The following is a 14,667-nucleotide window of genomic DNA, read 5'->3' as shown; positions in this document are numbered from 1 at the left end:
AGAAAAAAGGGCCGAGCTCACTCTTCGATGTACTCAGCGTGGGATTCTCCCTTAACCTTTCAAAAACGCCTCCACAGAATTTCTCGTCTCGACAAAGGCCTCAAGTGGAACTCCCTTTGGGAGTCCGCCGATTTCTCCCTTAACGTCCTTTAAAACTCCTTCCCCGGCACCGAGGAACATGCCCTCGCTTGTGATTCCCCTGAAGTTTACCGGTGGTAGCAGGGCCACGGCAACCCTGTTGCCTTCCTTAACCGTCATGTCATTGGTGACAACCGTTATAGCCCTGTCGCCGATGTTTACGTTTGTGACGAGCAGGCGGTCCGCGTTTGGATGTTTGGCGACGCTCATGACCTCGCCGACTTTTATGTCAACAGCTATGACCGGATCGTTTATCTTCCCAAGGGCGAGTCGTTTATCCAGGTTGAGAATAGTGTTGAGGAAGAACTTTATTTTAGCTATTGTCCCCTCGACCTTCTCGCGCTCGCTTTTGTCTGCGAGGCTCAAGAATTTATGGTGCCAGTCCTCCCCACCCAGGGCCTCGATTATGCCCTCGGCTTTCTCCTTTAGGGCCTTCATCTGCGGTGTGTCAACGAGCTCCACCGGATCAACGTAGGTGTACTTCATCGTCTGTATCTCGGGTATCATCTCCCTGGCGAGCTGGATGGCCCTCTTTTTGTCCCACTTACCCTTAAACTTTGCCCCTTCTACCGTCTTTAGGAACAGTTCAACGCTTTTCTCTGCCACTAACAACCGGTAGTCCTTGCTCGTATCCCACATGAGCTTCACCGCCAATCTGCTGGAGGATCTTCCTCTTAATGCTTTCGTCAGGTATAGTGTGGGCTATAGCTCTGGCCAGGAACTCGTCCCCTGACAGGTAATGGGCCACGGCTACCCTGCTGAGAACCTCCGAGAAAAGGTCTTCCCTATCTAAGAGATCAGCCAGTTTAGAGGCCAGCTCGGGTTTTCCTAGCTTTGCAAAGTCGATTGCTATGCTGGATATCTCCAGCTCATTTATGGTGCCTTTCTCGCTCTTTATCCTGCGGAGTATCTCGTGGGCCTCATCAAAGAGGGGTTTAGCGAGTTCTGGATGATCCGTAGAGTATAACCAGAAGGCCACCTCGAGAAGGCCAAGGGGCCGGTATTCCAGAGGGAGATATCGTGTTAGAAGTATCGCATCATCGACCTGGTTCTCGGCAAGGAGTCTTCTGAGGCAGGCGATATCCCCGTCAATTGCACGCTCGACTATCTTTTCCTTTGCCCTGATCGATGCCGCGGGGAACCTCAGGTCAATGAAATCGTATATCTCAGCCGCAAGTCTGAAGAAAAGAATCGCCCAGTGACCATCGCTAACGAACTCGGCGGATTTCACGATTGATTCAGCTATCCTTGAGGCAAGGGGTATTGCCTTCCTGGTTTCGTTCTCTTTTGCAGTGATAAGCGCCTCAAAGGCCTTAACAAACATGTCGTATGCGTCCTCATAAAAGCCGGCCTTTGTCAGATTAATCCCCACTCCGGTTAGAGCCTCGGCCCGCCACAGGGGGGTTGGCACTCTTTGGGCTGTTTTGGTGGCCTCTTTTAGAAACTTTACCCCTTCCGTTTCTTCACCTGCCGAAATTAGGGCCTCGCCTATTATAGACAGAAGTAGGGCCCTCTCTTTCTTCTCGTCTGCAGAATTTGCGGTTTCAATCAGCTCTTTTTTTATGGTGAGATAATCTTCGACCCTCTCAGCGAGTTTTAGCATCTCCGATAGAAGCTCGGCCCTTATGATGGGGTCCTCTTCCTCCCGCAGGTATCTCAGGGCTACGTCGACCCTCCCCCGCCTCACATACTCAACCATACTGTCCACTATCATGCTTGCTCCTCCTGGCATTAGTCCTGATTAAAACACAGCTTTACTCTCAGCTTATTAAAGGGCCCCCCAGTAGAAAATCTTGTGATTGGAGTTAGCCCACAGGATTTTCTTTTGATAGGGTTCTCCCAATCATTGATGATTTTCTCCTTATAAGTATATCGCTCATTCTCCCGGCCAGTTTCCTCGTTCCCTCAACATCTCCCCGTCTCGCGTGGTAAAGAGCTGGTTTCACCTAGTCGTGCACGTCCATGAGTGCCCTAAGACATCCGCTGTATCCCCGGGAACCTTTCAAGTTATGGGAGATAGTACCTTTCGGCGTTGACTATCACCTCGTTTACCACGGTCCAGGCCATGAGGGATTCACCGTAGAGGCTTACTCTCCTACCAAAGTCAACCTTTCTGAAGTCCCCGTGTGGAAAGCCGCCCACTATCACGGCCGGATCTTTAAACTCAGCTAAGGTTCTTCCGAACTCCCAGGGTTTAGTCTTTTCCCCCTTTTCGTGCATGACAAAGATTGCGTCGGGGTTTATCTCGTCCATCAGTTTGTCCATTGTTTTTTTCTCCATCCTGAGCAGGCCCAGGTCTTTGGGGACTGTCTTCTCCTTGAAGAGGCTCTCCATCAGGCCAAGAAACCTGGTGTAGTTCCTTGGAAGCCGGATCTCGGGATTTACGTATATCAAATCGTCGTTCCGGGTGTGAACGTAAACCCTCAGTTTTCCTTCCCTATTGAGGATGCTTTCAAGGGCATTAAGGAGGCACAGGTGAACTATGTCCGGTCTTCCCCTTCTCTCGCCGTCCTCAAGCTTCCTGAGGGCAGCGTGATGATAGGTGCTGTCGAGTATTATCTCCTCTGGCCTCTTTCCCCGTCTCTTTGCGTAGTTGAGTATAGCCGGATGATCCAGAATCGGCTCGGGGGGAAGTTCGAGTTCTGACTCAGCTATTATCAGGTGAAGCATTTTCGATCCCTCCCTCAATCATTACGCCCCTATCCCTGAGGTCTCCCAGTATTCTGTTAAAAGTGTCTATCCTCATTCCGAGTATCTCGGGAGGGATGACTCCATAGGTACAGCTACCCTCGGAAACTATTCTGGCAACTGAAGAGGCTGTGAAGCCGGTTAAACGGCTCATTGAACTTAGGCCGTCTTTCTCTTCATCGTAGACAATGTATCTTCCAGCCCTCTTCTCCCCGTTGAGGGTTCCCTTCGCGAGAACCTCCATTATCGAGAAATCGGGGCTCTCGTACATCATGAGAGGGGCTATGACGTTGAGGGTGAAGTCCAGGTTTTTCTCCTCGAAGAACCCCAACTCCCTGAGGACCTTTATTTTCTCCAAATGCCCCGGCCACCTTAGGGTCCATTCTTCAAGCTTTTTAGCCCTAACGCTCTGCAACAAGCTCCTTAATCCGTCGCTCGGGAACGCCTCGAATTCCATGTTTTTAATCCGGACTTTCTTTACCTCGCTCAGAGGGTCTATTCCCAGGACTTCGCCGTTCCGTATGAGCCTTGTCCTTCTAACGTATTCTTCAATTAAATCTTTAGGTGACCATGTAATTCTGTAATAAAGTGGTGGTCTGGGGTGCTTGGGGAGACCTCCAACGTATATCAGGCCCTCCTCCAGGGCGTCGAATTCGGCCCAGAATCTTCCCATCAGTATATGACTCAAGCCCGGCGCGAAGCCCGCATCGAAAATCACAGTAACCCGAGCTTCTTCCGCCTTGTCTCCAAGTTCGAGGGGGTTTTCGGGCATGAAGGAGACGTCCACCAGATCAGTTCCGGCCTTTATCGCAGCTTTGACGGTAGAGTACCCCAGCTTGCCGGGAAGAGTGCCCACTGCAAGCTCAAACTTCCTGAGTGCCTCAACCAGATCATCGAACCTCGAGGCGTCGAGTTTAATTGGCGTGGCAAAGTCTTTAACGGCATCAAGCCTTTCTTCGCTCAGGTCAGCAACGTAAACGTCAAACTCATCCCTCAGATCGTGGGCTACGGCCTTACCTATGTTTCCAGCACCCAGTACCAAAACTTTCACGGGAATCCCCCCAGGAACTCCTCCAACCCCTCATCTATCTCAAGCAACTCCCTTAGGTTCTTTATCTTAACGAAATTGTCCCTTTCGAAGAGTATGGCTACGTCATGCTTGTAAGGGGACGCTTTCTGAACGAGGAGGGTGTTTTCGTCGGTTATGTACGTGAACCTGCTTGGGCTGTCGTCAACCCAAACTATTGGTTCATCCGGGTACCGCTTCCTTATTTCCCCAAACTTCTGGAGCATATCCCCCGTGCTCTTAAAAGTTATTACTGAGTCGAACTCGTCGTACCAGTTCGTCTTTTTGAGAAAGATGACCTTCCCACCGGGGTAGGTGTGCTCCCCTGAAAAGCTTATGACCGTTCTTCCCCTCCTCTTCAGCGTTCTAACTGTTCTTCTCGCATTGGGCAGATCCCGTATGAGCTCCGGCATAAGCCGGTAGTATTCGTGAATTGTGCCCTGGGCCACGAGTTCATGGATAACGCCGAGGTGGTGGTAGGTGAGGTTTCCCGTTATGAAGAGGAAGAGCGCCTGGTAGTACTCATCATAGAGATTGCTCTCGATAACCGCAGGCATTGTCCTCTCGATGGCAAGCTGAAGGGCCTTCTCAACTGCCCGATTGCTGTCCACGAGGGTTCCATCGAAATCAAAGAGGTACACTGTCATGGTGAACACTCTCCTCGGGAAAGTATTTAACGGTTTCCTGCGCAAAAAATTTAAAAGCACGGATATGTACAGCAAGTGAAGAATTTTTGCATGCGCAGATTTATAAAGGATTGAATGGATGGGGTGGAGGTGATTATCATGGCACCCAACAACAAGAATAAAAACCAGGCAGAGGGAGAGGAAATAATCCGCGTTCCGCTCCCCGATAGGAGGGAAGGACAGCTTTTCGGCGTGATCGAGCAGGCCCTCGGAGCAGGCTGGATGGACGTCCGCTGTGAGGATGGCAAGGTGAGGAGATGCAGGATCCCGGGCAAGCTAAAGAAAAAGATGTGGATGCACGTTGGCGATGTAGTCATAGTCCAGCCGTGGTCGGTTCAGAGCGACGAGAGGGGGGACATAGTCTACCGCTACACGAAAACCCAGGTCGACTGGCTCCTCAGAAAGGGCAAGATAAAGCAGGACTTCCTCAGCGGCGGCGAGCTCTTGTTATGAGCCAGTATAAAGTGATGCGGGATGCGCGAGGATGCACTGGAGCGGGAGATCGAGGAAATACTGGGCCTGAGGGAGAGGAGGGAAAAGGACAGCGAGCTCTACAAGATAGCCAACGAAGTCTTTGACAGGACCACCAAGGAGACCCTAGCTTATTTCCACAGGAGGGGGAAGATAAAGGAACTCTACGGCGTCATAAGTACGGGCAAAGAGGCCAACGTCTTTGCGGGCGTTGATGACCAGGGGGAAAGGGTAGCCGTGAAGATCTACAGAACCTACACAACCGAGTTCAGGAGGATATGGGAATACCTTGCGGCCGACCCCAGGATAGGCTACCTGCCAAAGGACATGAGGAAGCTCGTCTTCGTCTGGGCGAGGAGAGAGTTTAAAAACCTCCAGAGGGCGATAAAGTACGCGGTTCGAGTTCCCGAACCCCGGGCTTTTCGCAACAACGTACTCATCATGGAGTTCATAGGCGGTGAGCTGCCCGCCCCAAGGCTCAAAGACGTTGAGAAAGACCTCAAAAAGACCGACTTCGAGGAACTCTACGATTTCGCGATGGGAGTAATCGAGAGGCTCTGGAAAAGGGGGACATGGTTCACGGTGATTTAAGCGAGTACAACATCCTTATCCATGAGGGGCCCGTGGTGATAGACTGGTCCCAGGCGACAGTAAAAAGAAACCGCGTGAGCCTCGAACTGTTGAGAAGGGATCTGGCCAACGTCTCCAACTACTTCAGAAAAAAGGGAGTTGAGGTGGAGGATCCGGAAGAAAAGTTCCGCGAGCTCGTTGAGGGGTGAGAGGATGGACGAGTTTGAGAGACTCCTGAAGAAGTATGAGAGGGTTGACGAGGACGGGGAGGTTGAGGGGGAAGAGGATGAGATCACGTTTACCTCCCTGGGCGAGCAGGAGGAATTCGTTAAAATCCCGAAGGAGAGGGTAGCCGTTCTCATCGGGAAGAAAGGGCAGACCAAAGCGGAGATCGAGAGAAGAACGAAAACCAGGATAGATATTGACAGCGAGACCGGGGAAGTCTTCATAACGGCAACAGAAAAAACCGACGACCCCCTCGCAGTCTGGAAGGCCAGGGACGTGGTTTTAGCCATAGGGAGGGGCTTCTCTCCTGAGAGGGCATTCAGGCTCTTCAACGAGGGCGAAACCCTGGAGGTCATCGACCTCACCGATGTCATCATCGGCAACGAGAAAAATGCACTTCCGAGGATCAGGGGCAGGATAATAGGCAGAAAGGGCAGGACAAGGGAGATAATAGAGGAGATGAGCGGTGCGGACATAAGCGTCTATGGCAAAACCGTCGCAATAATCGGAAACCCCCTCCAGATTGAAGTCGCCAAAACCGCCGTGGAAAAGCTTGTCAGGGGTTCTCCCCACGGTGTGGTCTACAGGTACCTCGAGAGGAGGAAGAAAGACCTCGAACTTGAGAGCACGGCTTATTACGAAACGATTGAAGGGAGAGAGCCCCCCGTAGAGCCCAAAGACGATGAAGAGGAGGAATGAAAATGGCCGAAGCGAATCAGCTTTTTAAGGAGTTCAAGATTCAAAGCGTTAGCGAGTTCTTCAGACGAAACGCGGCAATGCTGGGCTATACCGGCAAGGTTCGCTCCCTCACAACGCTGGTTCACGAGGCGGTGACAAACTCCTTAGACGCCTGCGAGGAGGCCGGAATACCACCCTACGTCAGGGTGGAAGTGGAGGAACTCGGAGAGGAGCACTACAAGGTCGTTGTTGAGGACAACGGCCCGGGAATCCCCGAGGAGTACATAGCCCACGTCTTTGGAAAGATGCTCGCCGGAACCAAGGCCCACAGGAACATCCAGAGCAGGGGCCAGCAGGGTATCGGTATAAGCGGCGCCGTGATGTTCGCCCAGACGACGAGCGGAAAGGCAACGCGCGTGATCACCTCCACGGGTGGGGATGAAATCATCGAAGCCTGGGTCAACATAGACGTGGACAAGAACGAGGGTAAAATAATTAAGAAGGAGAAGCACCCAAACCCCAAGGGCTGGCGCGGGACGAGGATAGAGCTGGAAGTGAAGAACGTCAAATATGTCCGCTCGAAGCAGGGCGTTTACTGGTATCTAAAGCTAACTGCGATAGCCAACCCCCATGCTCACATCGAGCTTATAGAGCCGGATGGAAAGCTCATCGTCTTCCCCAGGTCGAGTGACTACATCCCGGAGCCGCCGGTTGAGATGAAGCCACACCCAAAGGGTGTAATGACGGACGACGTTTACAGGCTGGCAATGAAAACCAAGAAAAACACCGTCAGAAGGTTCCTCATCGGGGAGTTCTCGAGGATAAGCGACCAGAAGGTCGATGAGCTGATCGAGTACATAGCCGCCCTCAGGCTCATAAAGACCGTCGAGGACAAGGATCTGCAAGAGCAGTACTACCAGAGGCTCATGGAAGGGGACGTCAAAGCCGTTTTGAGGGCCTTCGACGGCTACACCAAGGTCGTTAAAGAGGTTGCGAAGCTCATGGAGAAACCGCCTGAGAAGCTCACCTGGCACGAAGCTGAGGAGATAGTCCAGGCCTTTAAATACATGAAGTTCCTCGCTCCCCCGACGCACGGTCTGAGGCCTATAGGCGAGGAGAACATCGAGAAGGGCCTGAAAGAAATCCTCAGGCCTGAGTTCGTCACAGCTGTAACGAGGCCGCCCAGGGTCTACTCCGGTGGTATCCCCTTCCAGGTGGAGGTGGGCATAGCCTACGGTGGGGAAATTCCTGCCGGCTTTGACCTCTACCGCTACGCCAACCGCGTCCCGCTCCTCTTTGATGCCGGCATATGTGTAACAACCCAGGCGGCGCACTCGATAGACTGGAAGCGCTACAAGGTGGACGACCTCGAGAATACGCCATTGGTTCTGATGGTAAACGTCCTCAGCGTTCACGTCCCCTACACCGGAACCGGAAAGCAGAGCATAGCCAGCGACGAGGACATCTACAACGAGATCCGCCTTGCCATAATGGACGCCGCCAGGAGGCTTCAGAACTATCTAAGCGGCAAGCACAGGAGATTGGCCCAGGTCAGGAGGAGGAAGACCTTCGAGAAGTACGTCCCGGAGATAGCGAGGGCGCTGAACATACTCACGGGTGAACCTGAGGAGAAAATTAGGGAGTACTTCATCAACTTCATTGAGAGCCGCTTCGCTGCCTTGGAGTCTGAAGAGGTTCCAGTTGAGGAGGTGGATGAGAATGCCTCAAGCTAAAATTCACCGCGAGAAGCCGAAGGAGAAGTTCTCATACAATCCGAAGAAAGTCCTCAGAATGCTTGATGAGCACGCGAGGAGAGTGCTTGAGGATATAAAGCGGGAAAAGAACCCCTACTTTGACATCCCGATGCGCGGGCTGAACAACGTCTACTTCGACGAGGAATCCAGGCTCATCAAGCTGGGCGACAAACTCTCAAGGCGCTACTTCCTCAACGTTGCCCACGCCAGAAAGTTCATGCAGACCCTGATCATGATGGCTTACGTGAAAAGACTCGTGAGCGAGGACAAGCACGCCAGCCTTCGTGAAGCTTATTACGCCAACAAACACACAATTCCCGGAACCCATGAAAACACCTTTGAAGACCAGAGCGAGAGCGACCCAATCATTGAGGACCTCGAGAGAATGTTTGGAGTGCTGAGGGAGGAGATGAACCTCACGGCGGACAGGCGCGGCTACATCTACGGAGACATAGTCATCCGCGATGGCGAGGACGAGTTCAACGCGAGCAAGCTCGGAAGCGGCGGCTGGGCCGTTCCGGGAACGGTTGAGCACATTCAGTTCTCTGAGATAAACGTTGACTACGCTCTGGTCGTTGAGACAGCAGCTATGGCAGATCGCCTCATTGAGGAAAAGTACTCCAAGAAGGAGAACGCCTTGATCATAGCGACGCAGGGACAGGCTTCCCGCGGTGTCAGAAGGCTCATCCACAGGCTCCACTACGAGGAGGGCTTACCGATAATAGTCTTCACCGACGGTGACCCCTACGGTTGGTACATCTACTCCACAATAAAGCTGGGTTCGATTAACCTGGCCTACCTCAGCGAGAAACTGGCAACGCCCGAGGCCAAGTTCGTCGGCATGACCATGGACGACATAAAGCGCTACGGCCTGGAGAACGTCACCGAGAAGCTGAAGGGTATCCCGCCCAACAAGAAGGGCGGCCCAACGGGTGACTACAAGAGGATCATAGAGGAGATGAACTATCCCTGGTTCCAGAACGAGCAGTGGCAGAGGCAGCTCAAGCTCGCCCTAAACTGGGGGGTCAGGATTGAGCAGCAGGCTTTGGCAAATAAGTCCCTTGAGTTCGTCGCCAAGGAGTATCTCCCGGAAAAGATCAACAACGGTGATCTGCTGCCATGACAACCACCGAGGAGCTGGTGTCTCAGGTCAACAAGATGCTCGATGATATTGGAATAGATATGGCCGGGTTATTTGAGGATTTCGACGTTGTTAGGCTGGCCTATACTCTGAAGAAAAACCTCTCCCTCCTGGACGAGATGGAAGAGGAACTGGAAAGGAGGACCGGTGAGTTAATTCCGACCCTCCACAATATGGACAAGAAAAGTCGTGACCCGCACATACAGTGGCTCTACCGAAAAAAAAGAAACAGGGCCCTGGCCCTTGAGAGGCTCCACACCGCTATAACGGCACACAGGATGGCCTTAGCACACATCTCGGCCAACTACGAGTTCTATCTCGGAAAATCTCCGATAAAAGTCGATTCCATTAAGAAGGATGAGCTTGGCAAAATAAAGGCCAAAGAAAAGCCGGTTAAGTTGGGCAGGATTGAAGTTCTCCCCTATCTTCCCTATTCCGGTGATGTCCTGAGGCTGCTTTCCAGGGAAGGCGTTGAGATCAGGGAGACCTTTAAGTTCATAAAGGGGAAGTTGAGGGAAAAAGGAACCGTCAGGACCAGGGGATTGAGGATAGAGGTTGAGTACTGGAGCGACAATAGGCTGAAGAGGGACAAGATCGACCTTCCGGCGGACGCTGACATAGAGGAAGAACTCAGGAAGAGGTACGGGCGCAGGTTTAGATGGCGGGTTCTGAGCTTTATTAAGACTAAGGGAGTTCTGATCAACAACCACTATACCGTGGACAGCCTTTCCCTTGCATACTCTCTCCTGGATCCCAAGGACGGCCCGGAAAAGCTCGCCCTCGACATATTCCGGTACTACTTCCTCACGTCCCCCACCGAGAGGGAGACCCTTGGCCTTTATCCCGGTATTAAACAGTGCGTTGACTGCCACTACTCCCTACTGGATTTGCCGTTCAAACGCGAACCCGACTTCAAGACGGGCTATGGAAGCATGCTTCTGATAAAGAAGTGTGAGATCGAGAAGATGCTCTCGGGAAAGAGGACGGACATAAGTTCGATTCCGAACTATATCCTGGGGGGGATTATCCTCTACGGCATCACCCCGTGGGATGAAGGGAAGGTGAGCGAACTGCTCGGAATAAACGGAGAGGACCTGATCGAGGATATAAAGAAGTTCGTGCTTTCCGGCCTCCACACGGCTCTCTTCCCTAACGTTGACAAATTCGAGAAGTTCATGCCGAGGAGCGACAAGGCTAAGAAGTTCCTCTCCCTTCTCCAGGGGTGAAAGGATGAGGGTGGAGGTCAAGGCCAAAAACAACGGTGAACTCCTCAGGAAGCTCGATAAAAGCCTTAACGAGAACGTTACCGAGGTCTACATAAACCTCCGCCCGACGAAGGAGATAGTTGTTCACATCCTTGAGAGGGCCCCTGGCGTTAGGAGAATCAGCTGTCCGCCCAGCCTCTATCCAAAGGTCTCCAGAAGGATAATAAGCGCCCTTTCTCAGCTCGGCGTGGAGCTCGTGCCCGAGAGATTTCCCAGGGGAAGACCCAAGAAGTACGACGAGAGGATAGTGGAAAAAGTCATCGAGATGACGAAGAGGGGTACCCCTATGAGGGAAATCAGCGAAAGACTTGGGATACCCCTGAGAACCGTTTACTACCTTGTAAACCTCAATTGCCGGGGAGAACATTGAAAAACCCGGTATTTTCCTGGGTAAACATCGTTATATGTTGCTCGCATAAGGTAACGCGGTGGTTGTTATGGGGAGATTTGAGCCAATGGAAAACACCGCTAAAAAAATAGCCGAAAGCCTGAGGGAAGAATACGAGGAAAGCAACGTTGGTTATTTTATAGAGGACATGAAAATCTCCGAAAACGGCGAATACATCTCGATGGTGATTCGGGACGACTACGATTCCCGTTTTCTACACCTTTTCGATAAAGAAGGGAACCCGCTTCCCGGATGGAAAAGTGGAATTGGGATACTCTGTCAAGAGGACGTCGTGGTGTTCCCGGGCATTGAAAACGTAGCTATTTTTACGAAGTGTGGCACGGGTGAAATAGTAGTTTACCCCATCCGGGGGGAGAATCCCAGGGAAAACTTCCGCCGGGTAACTTTCTCAAGGCCGCCGATATATGTGAGCTTTACAACAATGGAACGATTCGTTGTATTCGGCGATATGAAGCTCGATTTCAGCACCCCAGCGGAGATAAGTGCGGTTTTCGTCCCCAAAGTTCAGAGTGGATACGCGTTTTTCCATGCCATCAGAGATACCGAAGATGAGATTTACATCCTGCACACATTCAAAGAGCCTGCAAGGGAAACTCCCGTCCTGAGGATCGGAAAGATTTCATATCCTCCGCACCCGTATTATTCCCCCGTTGAGTTCTGGGACGGTGTCGAGGTTGTCTCCGCCCACTCTCCAGCGCCACCGACCAGGAGTGCAATAGGGGACATAACCCTTATGGACGGAGAACCCACAGGCATCCTCGGAACAAAACTCGGGAAGGAACTCTACGTGCTCACCCCCAAGAAAGTCAAGATTGTTTCCCTCCCCGGCGAGCTGGTCTTCGCGAGGTTCACAGAGAAGGGCCTTTTCCTCCTTTTCGGCCAGTTCGGGGGCTACCTCTACGGGGGCTTCGTTAGTTACGAAGACATCTTGGAAAGAAACGTCATCAAGCTCGAAGACATAGCAGAGAGAACGTTTTTCGGGAGGTATAACCCAGAAGCCGTTGACCCGAGGTTCTCCGGAATTTCAAGGAATGGAAGCGTTCTTCTGTTTGGGAAATCTTCCGGAAGGATAAGCGCCAGCGGAAGGTTCTACTACTACGTAAGGCCGGATTCAAACTATCTGTACTCCCACGTCCCAACGGAAACATCTCCTGAGAGAGAAGAGCCTTACGACCAGACGGCCGGTCTCAGGGAGATACTTGACAGGTTTGGTGGACTTATACTCTATGGCCCACCGGGAACGGGGAAGACAAAACTGGCACTTGACCTTGCCAGGGGAGCGGATAAAGTCGAGATAATAACCTTCCACCAGTCTTACAGCTACGAGGACTTCATCGAGGGCTTCAGGCCCGTGGAAAAGGACGGAAAACTGCTCTACGCAATTGAAGACGGAATACTAAAGAGGCTTGCAATCGAGGCCATCTTCCACGGCATCGAAGGGGATAAACGGGACGCTGATTACCAGACAAAGAAAAAGAGGGTTCTCGAATACCTCATGAGCGGAAAAAAGGATTTCAAGCCAAAGGGCAGGTTCTACCTGATAGTGGACGAAATAAACAGAGGAAACATTTCAAGGATACTCGGGGAGGTCATAACCCTTCTCGATCCAGATAAAAGGCTCGGGAGGGAATACAGCACGGTGATAACCCTTCCCTACTCGAGGGAGCCCTTTGCCCTTCCCCCAAACCTTTACATAATAGGCACAATGAACTCCACTGATAGGAGCATAGCCTTTCTCGACATGGCCCTCAGGAGGCGCTTCGCGTTCATTGAGCTCCTTCCCAAACCGGAGGAACTCGGAAACGTTGAGGTTGGCGGGGTTAACCTTCAGCGTCTGCTCTCCGTCCTCAACAAGGTTATCGAAGATGAGCGCGGGAAGGACTACACAATAGGGCATGGGTACTTCAGGGAAGTCCTGCAGGCCGGAGGGGAGGAGAGAGTCAGAGCCCTCAAAGACGTCTTCTACTACAAGATACTGCCCCTGCTGCAGGAGTACTTCTACAACGACTGGGAGACAATTCGGCGCTCCTTACCCGGCTTCACGTTCATAGATGAAAAGGGCAGGATAGTCGAGATGGACGATGACGAGTTCATAGACGCCCTCCAGAAGCTGGTGAACGAAAAATGAGAGACATTAGAATCGTAACCCTCTACGAGTTTGAAAGAAAATCGCTGAGGGAGCTCAGGGGGCTTGGGATAGACGTGAACGAGAAGGAGCTCATGAAATTCGCGGAGGCCGTTAATTTCATCTACGGTGGGGAAAATCCCGTGTTTACAGTGGAATACGACCTAAGAAGGGACGAGTACCATCTTAGGGCCCACGGGAGCGTTGGCTTCGCATATTACATGGACAGAGAGGGGATAACACTGATCCAGGTGCTACCCAAACCCTTCAGGTACGACAGGGAAGAGGGCCGCTCGCTCTTTTTCTTCCTCCACCTCCTAAACATGCACTATCAGATGGGCCTTGATAGCGAGGACATAAAGACGCTCGCCCTCGAATACGGCTCCCAAAACTCCTTTGACGAACTTTTCAAGTACCTTTACGTTTTAATGCTCTCAAAGGTCCTTTCAAAGGGGCTTTACTACGAATACGGGGAGCTGGAAGAGCACTCTCAAACCGTGAGGGGCAGGATTCTGGTGAACAAACTGGCCAGAAGGCCCCCATGGAAGGAGGAACTTCCCCTCAGATACTCCATCCTCCTTGAGGACAACCCCCTCAACAGGATCCTAAAGGGAGCCTTGGAAGTCACCGTCAAGTTCACCCGCCTGAGCGAGACGAGAAAATTGGGGGGAATGCTGCTTGATCTCTTCAGGGAGGTTGGAGAGCCACGGGAGAGCGACTTTGGGAAGGTCTCGTTCAATCACCTCAACGAGCGGTTCAGGACGGCCTTCCGGTTGGCCCTTGCTATCTACTCCGGTCTGAAGTTCGACCGCTCGAGAAGGTTTCTCCCTGGGACGTTCATAAGGATGGACGAGCTGTTTGAGACGCTTGTTTACAGAACTCTCAAAACGGCCCTCGGTAAAGACGCCGAGGTCAGGTTTCAGGTTCAGCTTCCCCACGTGATAAAGAACGCAAAGGACGTGGAAGCCCGCTATAGGGCGCTCTTTATGATGGGCAACCCCCTCCCGGATATCGTCGTAAGCACAAGGGAAGGCGCGTGCGTTGTGGATGTCAAGTACAGAGACCTCTACGTCTACCATGGCGGGGAGAACCGCTATCATAGAAAGCTTGTGAGAAAGAGCGAAGAACTCTACCAGGCATACACCTATTCAAGACTGGTGGGCGAGTACAAGGGAGCGGGAAAAGTCCCCGTGCTCCTTATTTATCCCCGCCTGGAGGGGGTTTACAACCACTGGATTCCAAACCTGTTCGAGGCTAAACCGGGGGATACCTTTGAGTTCTTTGACGGAACAAAGGTCGGGATTTTTGGCTATGAGCTCTCCGCCATAGGAAGCGAGGTAATGCCGAGAAAGAACTCCGTGTTGCTTGACGAAGAAACCGCTGAAAACCTGAGGTACTTCATCCTCGACCTGTGCTCATCGGGAGGTTTAAAAACCAGGAAATAAATGGAA

At 52.1% G+C, this 14,667-nt stretch carries 13 protein-coding genes and 1 pseudogene; 9 read left to right on the top strand and 5 right to left on the bottom strand.

Annotated elements, in window-relative coordinates; all coding sequences use genetic code 11:
• Positions 1-51: 51 nt before the first annotated feature.
• The 5 genes from ACZ47M_RS06750 to ACZ47M_RS06730 all read right to left on the bottom strand — a co-directional run bounded on the left by ACZ47M_RS06750 (position 52) and on the right by ACZ47M_RS06730 (position 4,539).
• The gene (locus ACZ47M_RS06750) at positions 52-777 is read right to left on the bottom strand and encodes a tRNA-binding protein (protein ID WP_315342661.1); all 726 of its coding nucleotides are present in this window, start codon (positions 775-777) and stop codon (positions 52-54) included.
• Positions 725-1,852 (bottom strand): tetratricopeptide repeat protein, encoded by a 1,128-nt coding sequence (locus ACZ47M_RS06745; RefSeq protein WP_315342567.1) that lies wholly within the window; start codon positions 1,850-1,852, stop codon positions 725-727. The genes ACZ47M_RS06750 and ACZ47M_RS06745 overlap by 53 nt, the downstream gene beginning before the upstream one ends.
• Before the next feature lie 293 nt (positions 1,853-2,145).
• Complete coding sequence (locus ACZ47M_RS06740) at positions 2,146-2,808, bottom strand: 16S rRNA methyltransferase (protein WP_315342569.1); 663 nt, start codon at positions 2,806-2,808, stop codon at positions 2,146-2,148.
• Complete coding sequence (locus ACZ47M_RS06735) at positions 2,786-3,877, bottom strand: saccharopine dehydrogenase family protein (RefSeq protein WP_315342571.1); 1,092 nt, start codon at positions 3,875-3,877, stop codon at positions 2,786-2,788. The genes ACZ47M_RS06740 and ACZ47M_RS06735 overlap by 23 nt, the downstream gene beginning before the upstream one ends.
• Positions 3,874-4,539, bottom strand: a complete 666-nt coding sequence (locus ACZ47M_RS06730) for an HAD family hydrolase (RefSeq protein ID WP_315342572.1) — start codon at positions 4,537-4,539, stop codon at positions 3,874-3,876. Before ACZ47M_RS06730 ends, ACZ47M_RS06735 begins: the two co-directional genes overlap by 4 nt.
• Positions 4,540-4,677: 138 nt before the next feature.
• On the opposite strand from ACZ47M_RS06730, the gene eif1A reads away from it, so the two are divergent.
• The 9 genes and pseudogenes from eif1A (at position 4,678) to ACZ47M_RS06685 (ending at position 14,661) form a co-directional block, all read left to right on the top strand.
• Positions 4,678-5,031, top strand: a complete 354-nt coding sequence (eif1A, locus tag ACZ47M_RS06725) for a translation initiation factor eIF-1A (protein ID WP_315342663.1) — start codon at positions 4,678-4,680, stop codon at positions 5,029-5,031.
• Between the two features lie 21 nt (positions 5,032-5,052).
• Positions 5,053-5,828 (top strand): annotated as a pseudogene (locus ACZ47M_RS06720) (serine protein kinase RIO).
• Positions 5,829-5,832: 4 nt separating this feature from the next.
• Positions 5,833-6,543 carry a KH domain-containing protein gene (locus tag ACZ47M_RS06715; protein WP_315342574.1) on the top strand — a complete coding sequence of 237 codons (711 nt, stop codon included), beginning with the start codon at positions 5,833-5,835 and terminating at the stop codon, positions 6,541-6,543.
• A 2-nt stretch (positions 6,544-6,545) separates the two neighbouring features.
• Entirely contained in the window at positions 6,546-8,255 is a 1,710-nt protein-coding gene (gene top6B / locus ACZ47M_RS06710) for a DNA topoisomerase VI subunit B (RefSeq protein ID WP_315342665.1), read from the top strand.
• Entirely contained in the window at positions 8,242-9,399 is a 1,158-nt protein-coding gene (locus ACZ47M_RS06705; protein ID WP_315342576.1) for a DNA topoisomerase IV subunit A, read from the top strand. The genes top6B and ACZ47M_RS06705 overlap by 14 nt, the downstream gene beginning before the upstream one ends.
• On the top strand, positions 9,396-10,643 hold the full coding sequence (locus ACZ47M_RS06700) for a DUF530 family protein (RefSeq protein ID WP_315342578.1): 1,248 nt from the start codon (positions 9,396-9,398) through the stop codon (positions 10,641-10,643). Before ACZ47M_RS06705 ends, ACZ47M_RS06700 begins: the two co-directional genes overlap by 4 nt.
• A gap of 4 nt (positions 10,644-10,647) precedes the next feature.
• Positions 10,648-11,052 carry a DUF1699 family protein gene (locus ACZ47M_RS06695; RefSeq protein WP_315342579.1) on the top strand — a complete coding sequence of 135 codons (405 nt, stop codon included), beginning with the start codon at positions 10,648-10,650 and terminating at the stop codon, positions 11,050-11,052.
• A gap of 67 nt (positions 11,053-11,119) precedes the next feature.
• The gene (locus ACZ47M_RS06690; RefSeq protein ID WP_315342580.1) at positions 11,120-13,219 is read left to right on the top strand and encodes an McrB family protein; all 2,100 of its coding nucleotides are present in this window, start codon (positions 11,120-11,122) and stop codon (positions 13,217-13,219) included.
• Positions 13,216-14,661, top strand: coding sequence for a 5-methylcytosine restriction system specificity protein McrC (locus ACZ47M_RS06685; RefSeq protein WP_315342581.1), 1,446 nt, complete (start codon positions 13,216-13,218; stop codon positions 14,659-14,661). Before ACZ47M_RS06690 ends, ACZ47M_RS06685 begins: the two co-directional genes overlap by 4 nt.
• The last annotated feature ends 6 nt before the right edge of the window (positions 14,662-14,667 follow it).

The organism is Thermococcus waiotapuensis (assembly GCF_055384795.1).
This window is presented reverse-complemented; position numbering and strand designations above follow the sequence as displayed.

What these genes read in the sequence shown, in the direction of transcription:
- ACZ47M_RS06750 (WP_315342661.1), bottom strand. Translation starts at nt 777, where the DNA reads ATGTGGGATACGAGCAAGGACTACCGGTTGTTAGTGGCAGAGAAAAGC.
- ACZ47M_RS06745 (WP_315342567.1), bottom strand. Translation starts at nt 1,852, where the DNA reads ATGATAGTGGACAGTATGGTTGAGTATGTGAGGCGGGGGAGGGTCGAC.
- ACZ47M_RS06740 (WP_315342569.1), bottom strand. Translation starts at nt 2,808, where the DNA reads ATGCTTCACCTGATAATAGCTGAGTCAGAACTCGAACTTCCCCCCGAG.
- ACZ47M_RS06730 (WP_315342572.1), bottom strand. Translation starts at nt 4,539, where the DNA reads ATGACAGTGTACCTCTTTGATTTCGATGGAACCCTCGTGGACAGCAAT.
- eif1A (WP_315342663.1), top strand. Translation starts at nt 4,678, where the DNA reads ATGGCACCCAACAACAAGAATAAAAACCAGGCAGAGGGAGAGGAAATA.
- ACZ47M_RS06715 (WP_315342574.1), top strand. Translation starts at nt 5,833, where the DNA reads ATGGACGAGTTTGAGAGACTCCTGAAGAAGTATGAGAGGGTTGACGAG.
- top6B (WP_315342665.1), top strand. Translation starts at nt 6,546, where the DNA reads ATGGCCGAAGCGAATCAGCTTTTTAAGGAGTTCAAGATTCAAAGCGTT.
- ACZ47M_RS06705 (WP_315342576.1), top strand. Translation starts at nt 8,242, where the DNA reads ATGCCTCAAGCTAAAATTCACCGCGAGAAGCCGAAGGAGAAGTTCTCA.
- ACZ47M_RS06700 (WP_315342578.1), top strand. Translation starts at nt 9,396, where the DNA reads ATGACAACCACCGAGGAGCTGGTGTCTCAGGTCAACAAGATGCTCGAT.
- ACZ47M_RS06695 (WP_315342579.1), top strand. Translation starts at nt 10,648, where the DNA reads ATGAGGGTGGAGGTCAAGGCCAAAAACAACGGTGAACTCCTCAGGAAG.
- ACZ47M_RS06690 (WP_315342580.1), top strand. Translation starts at nt 11,120, where the DNA reads ATGGGGAGATTTGAGCCAATGGAAAACACCGCTAAAAAAATAGCCGAA.
- ACZ47M_RS06685 (WP_315342581.1), top strand. Translation starts at nt 13,216, where the DNA reads ATGAGAGACATTAGAATCGTAACCCTCTACGAGTTTGAAAGAAAATCG.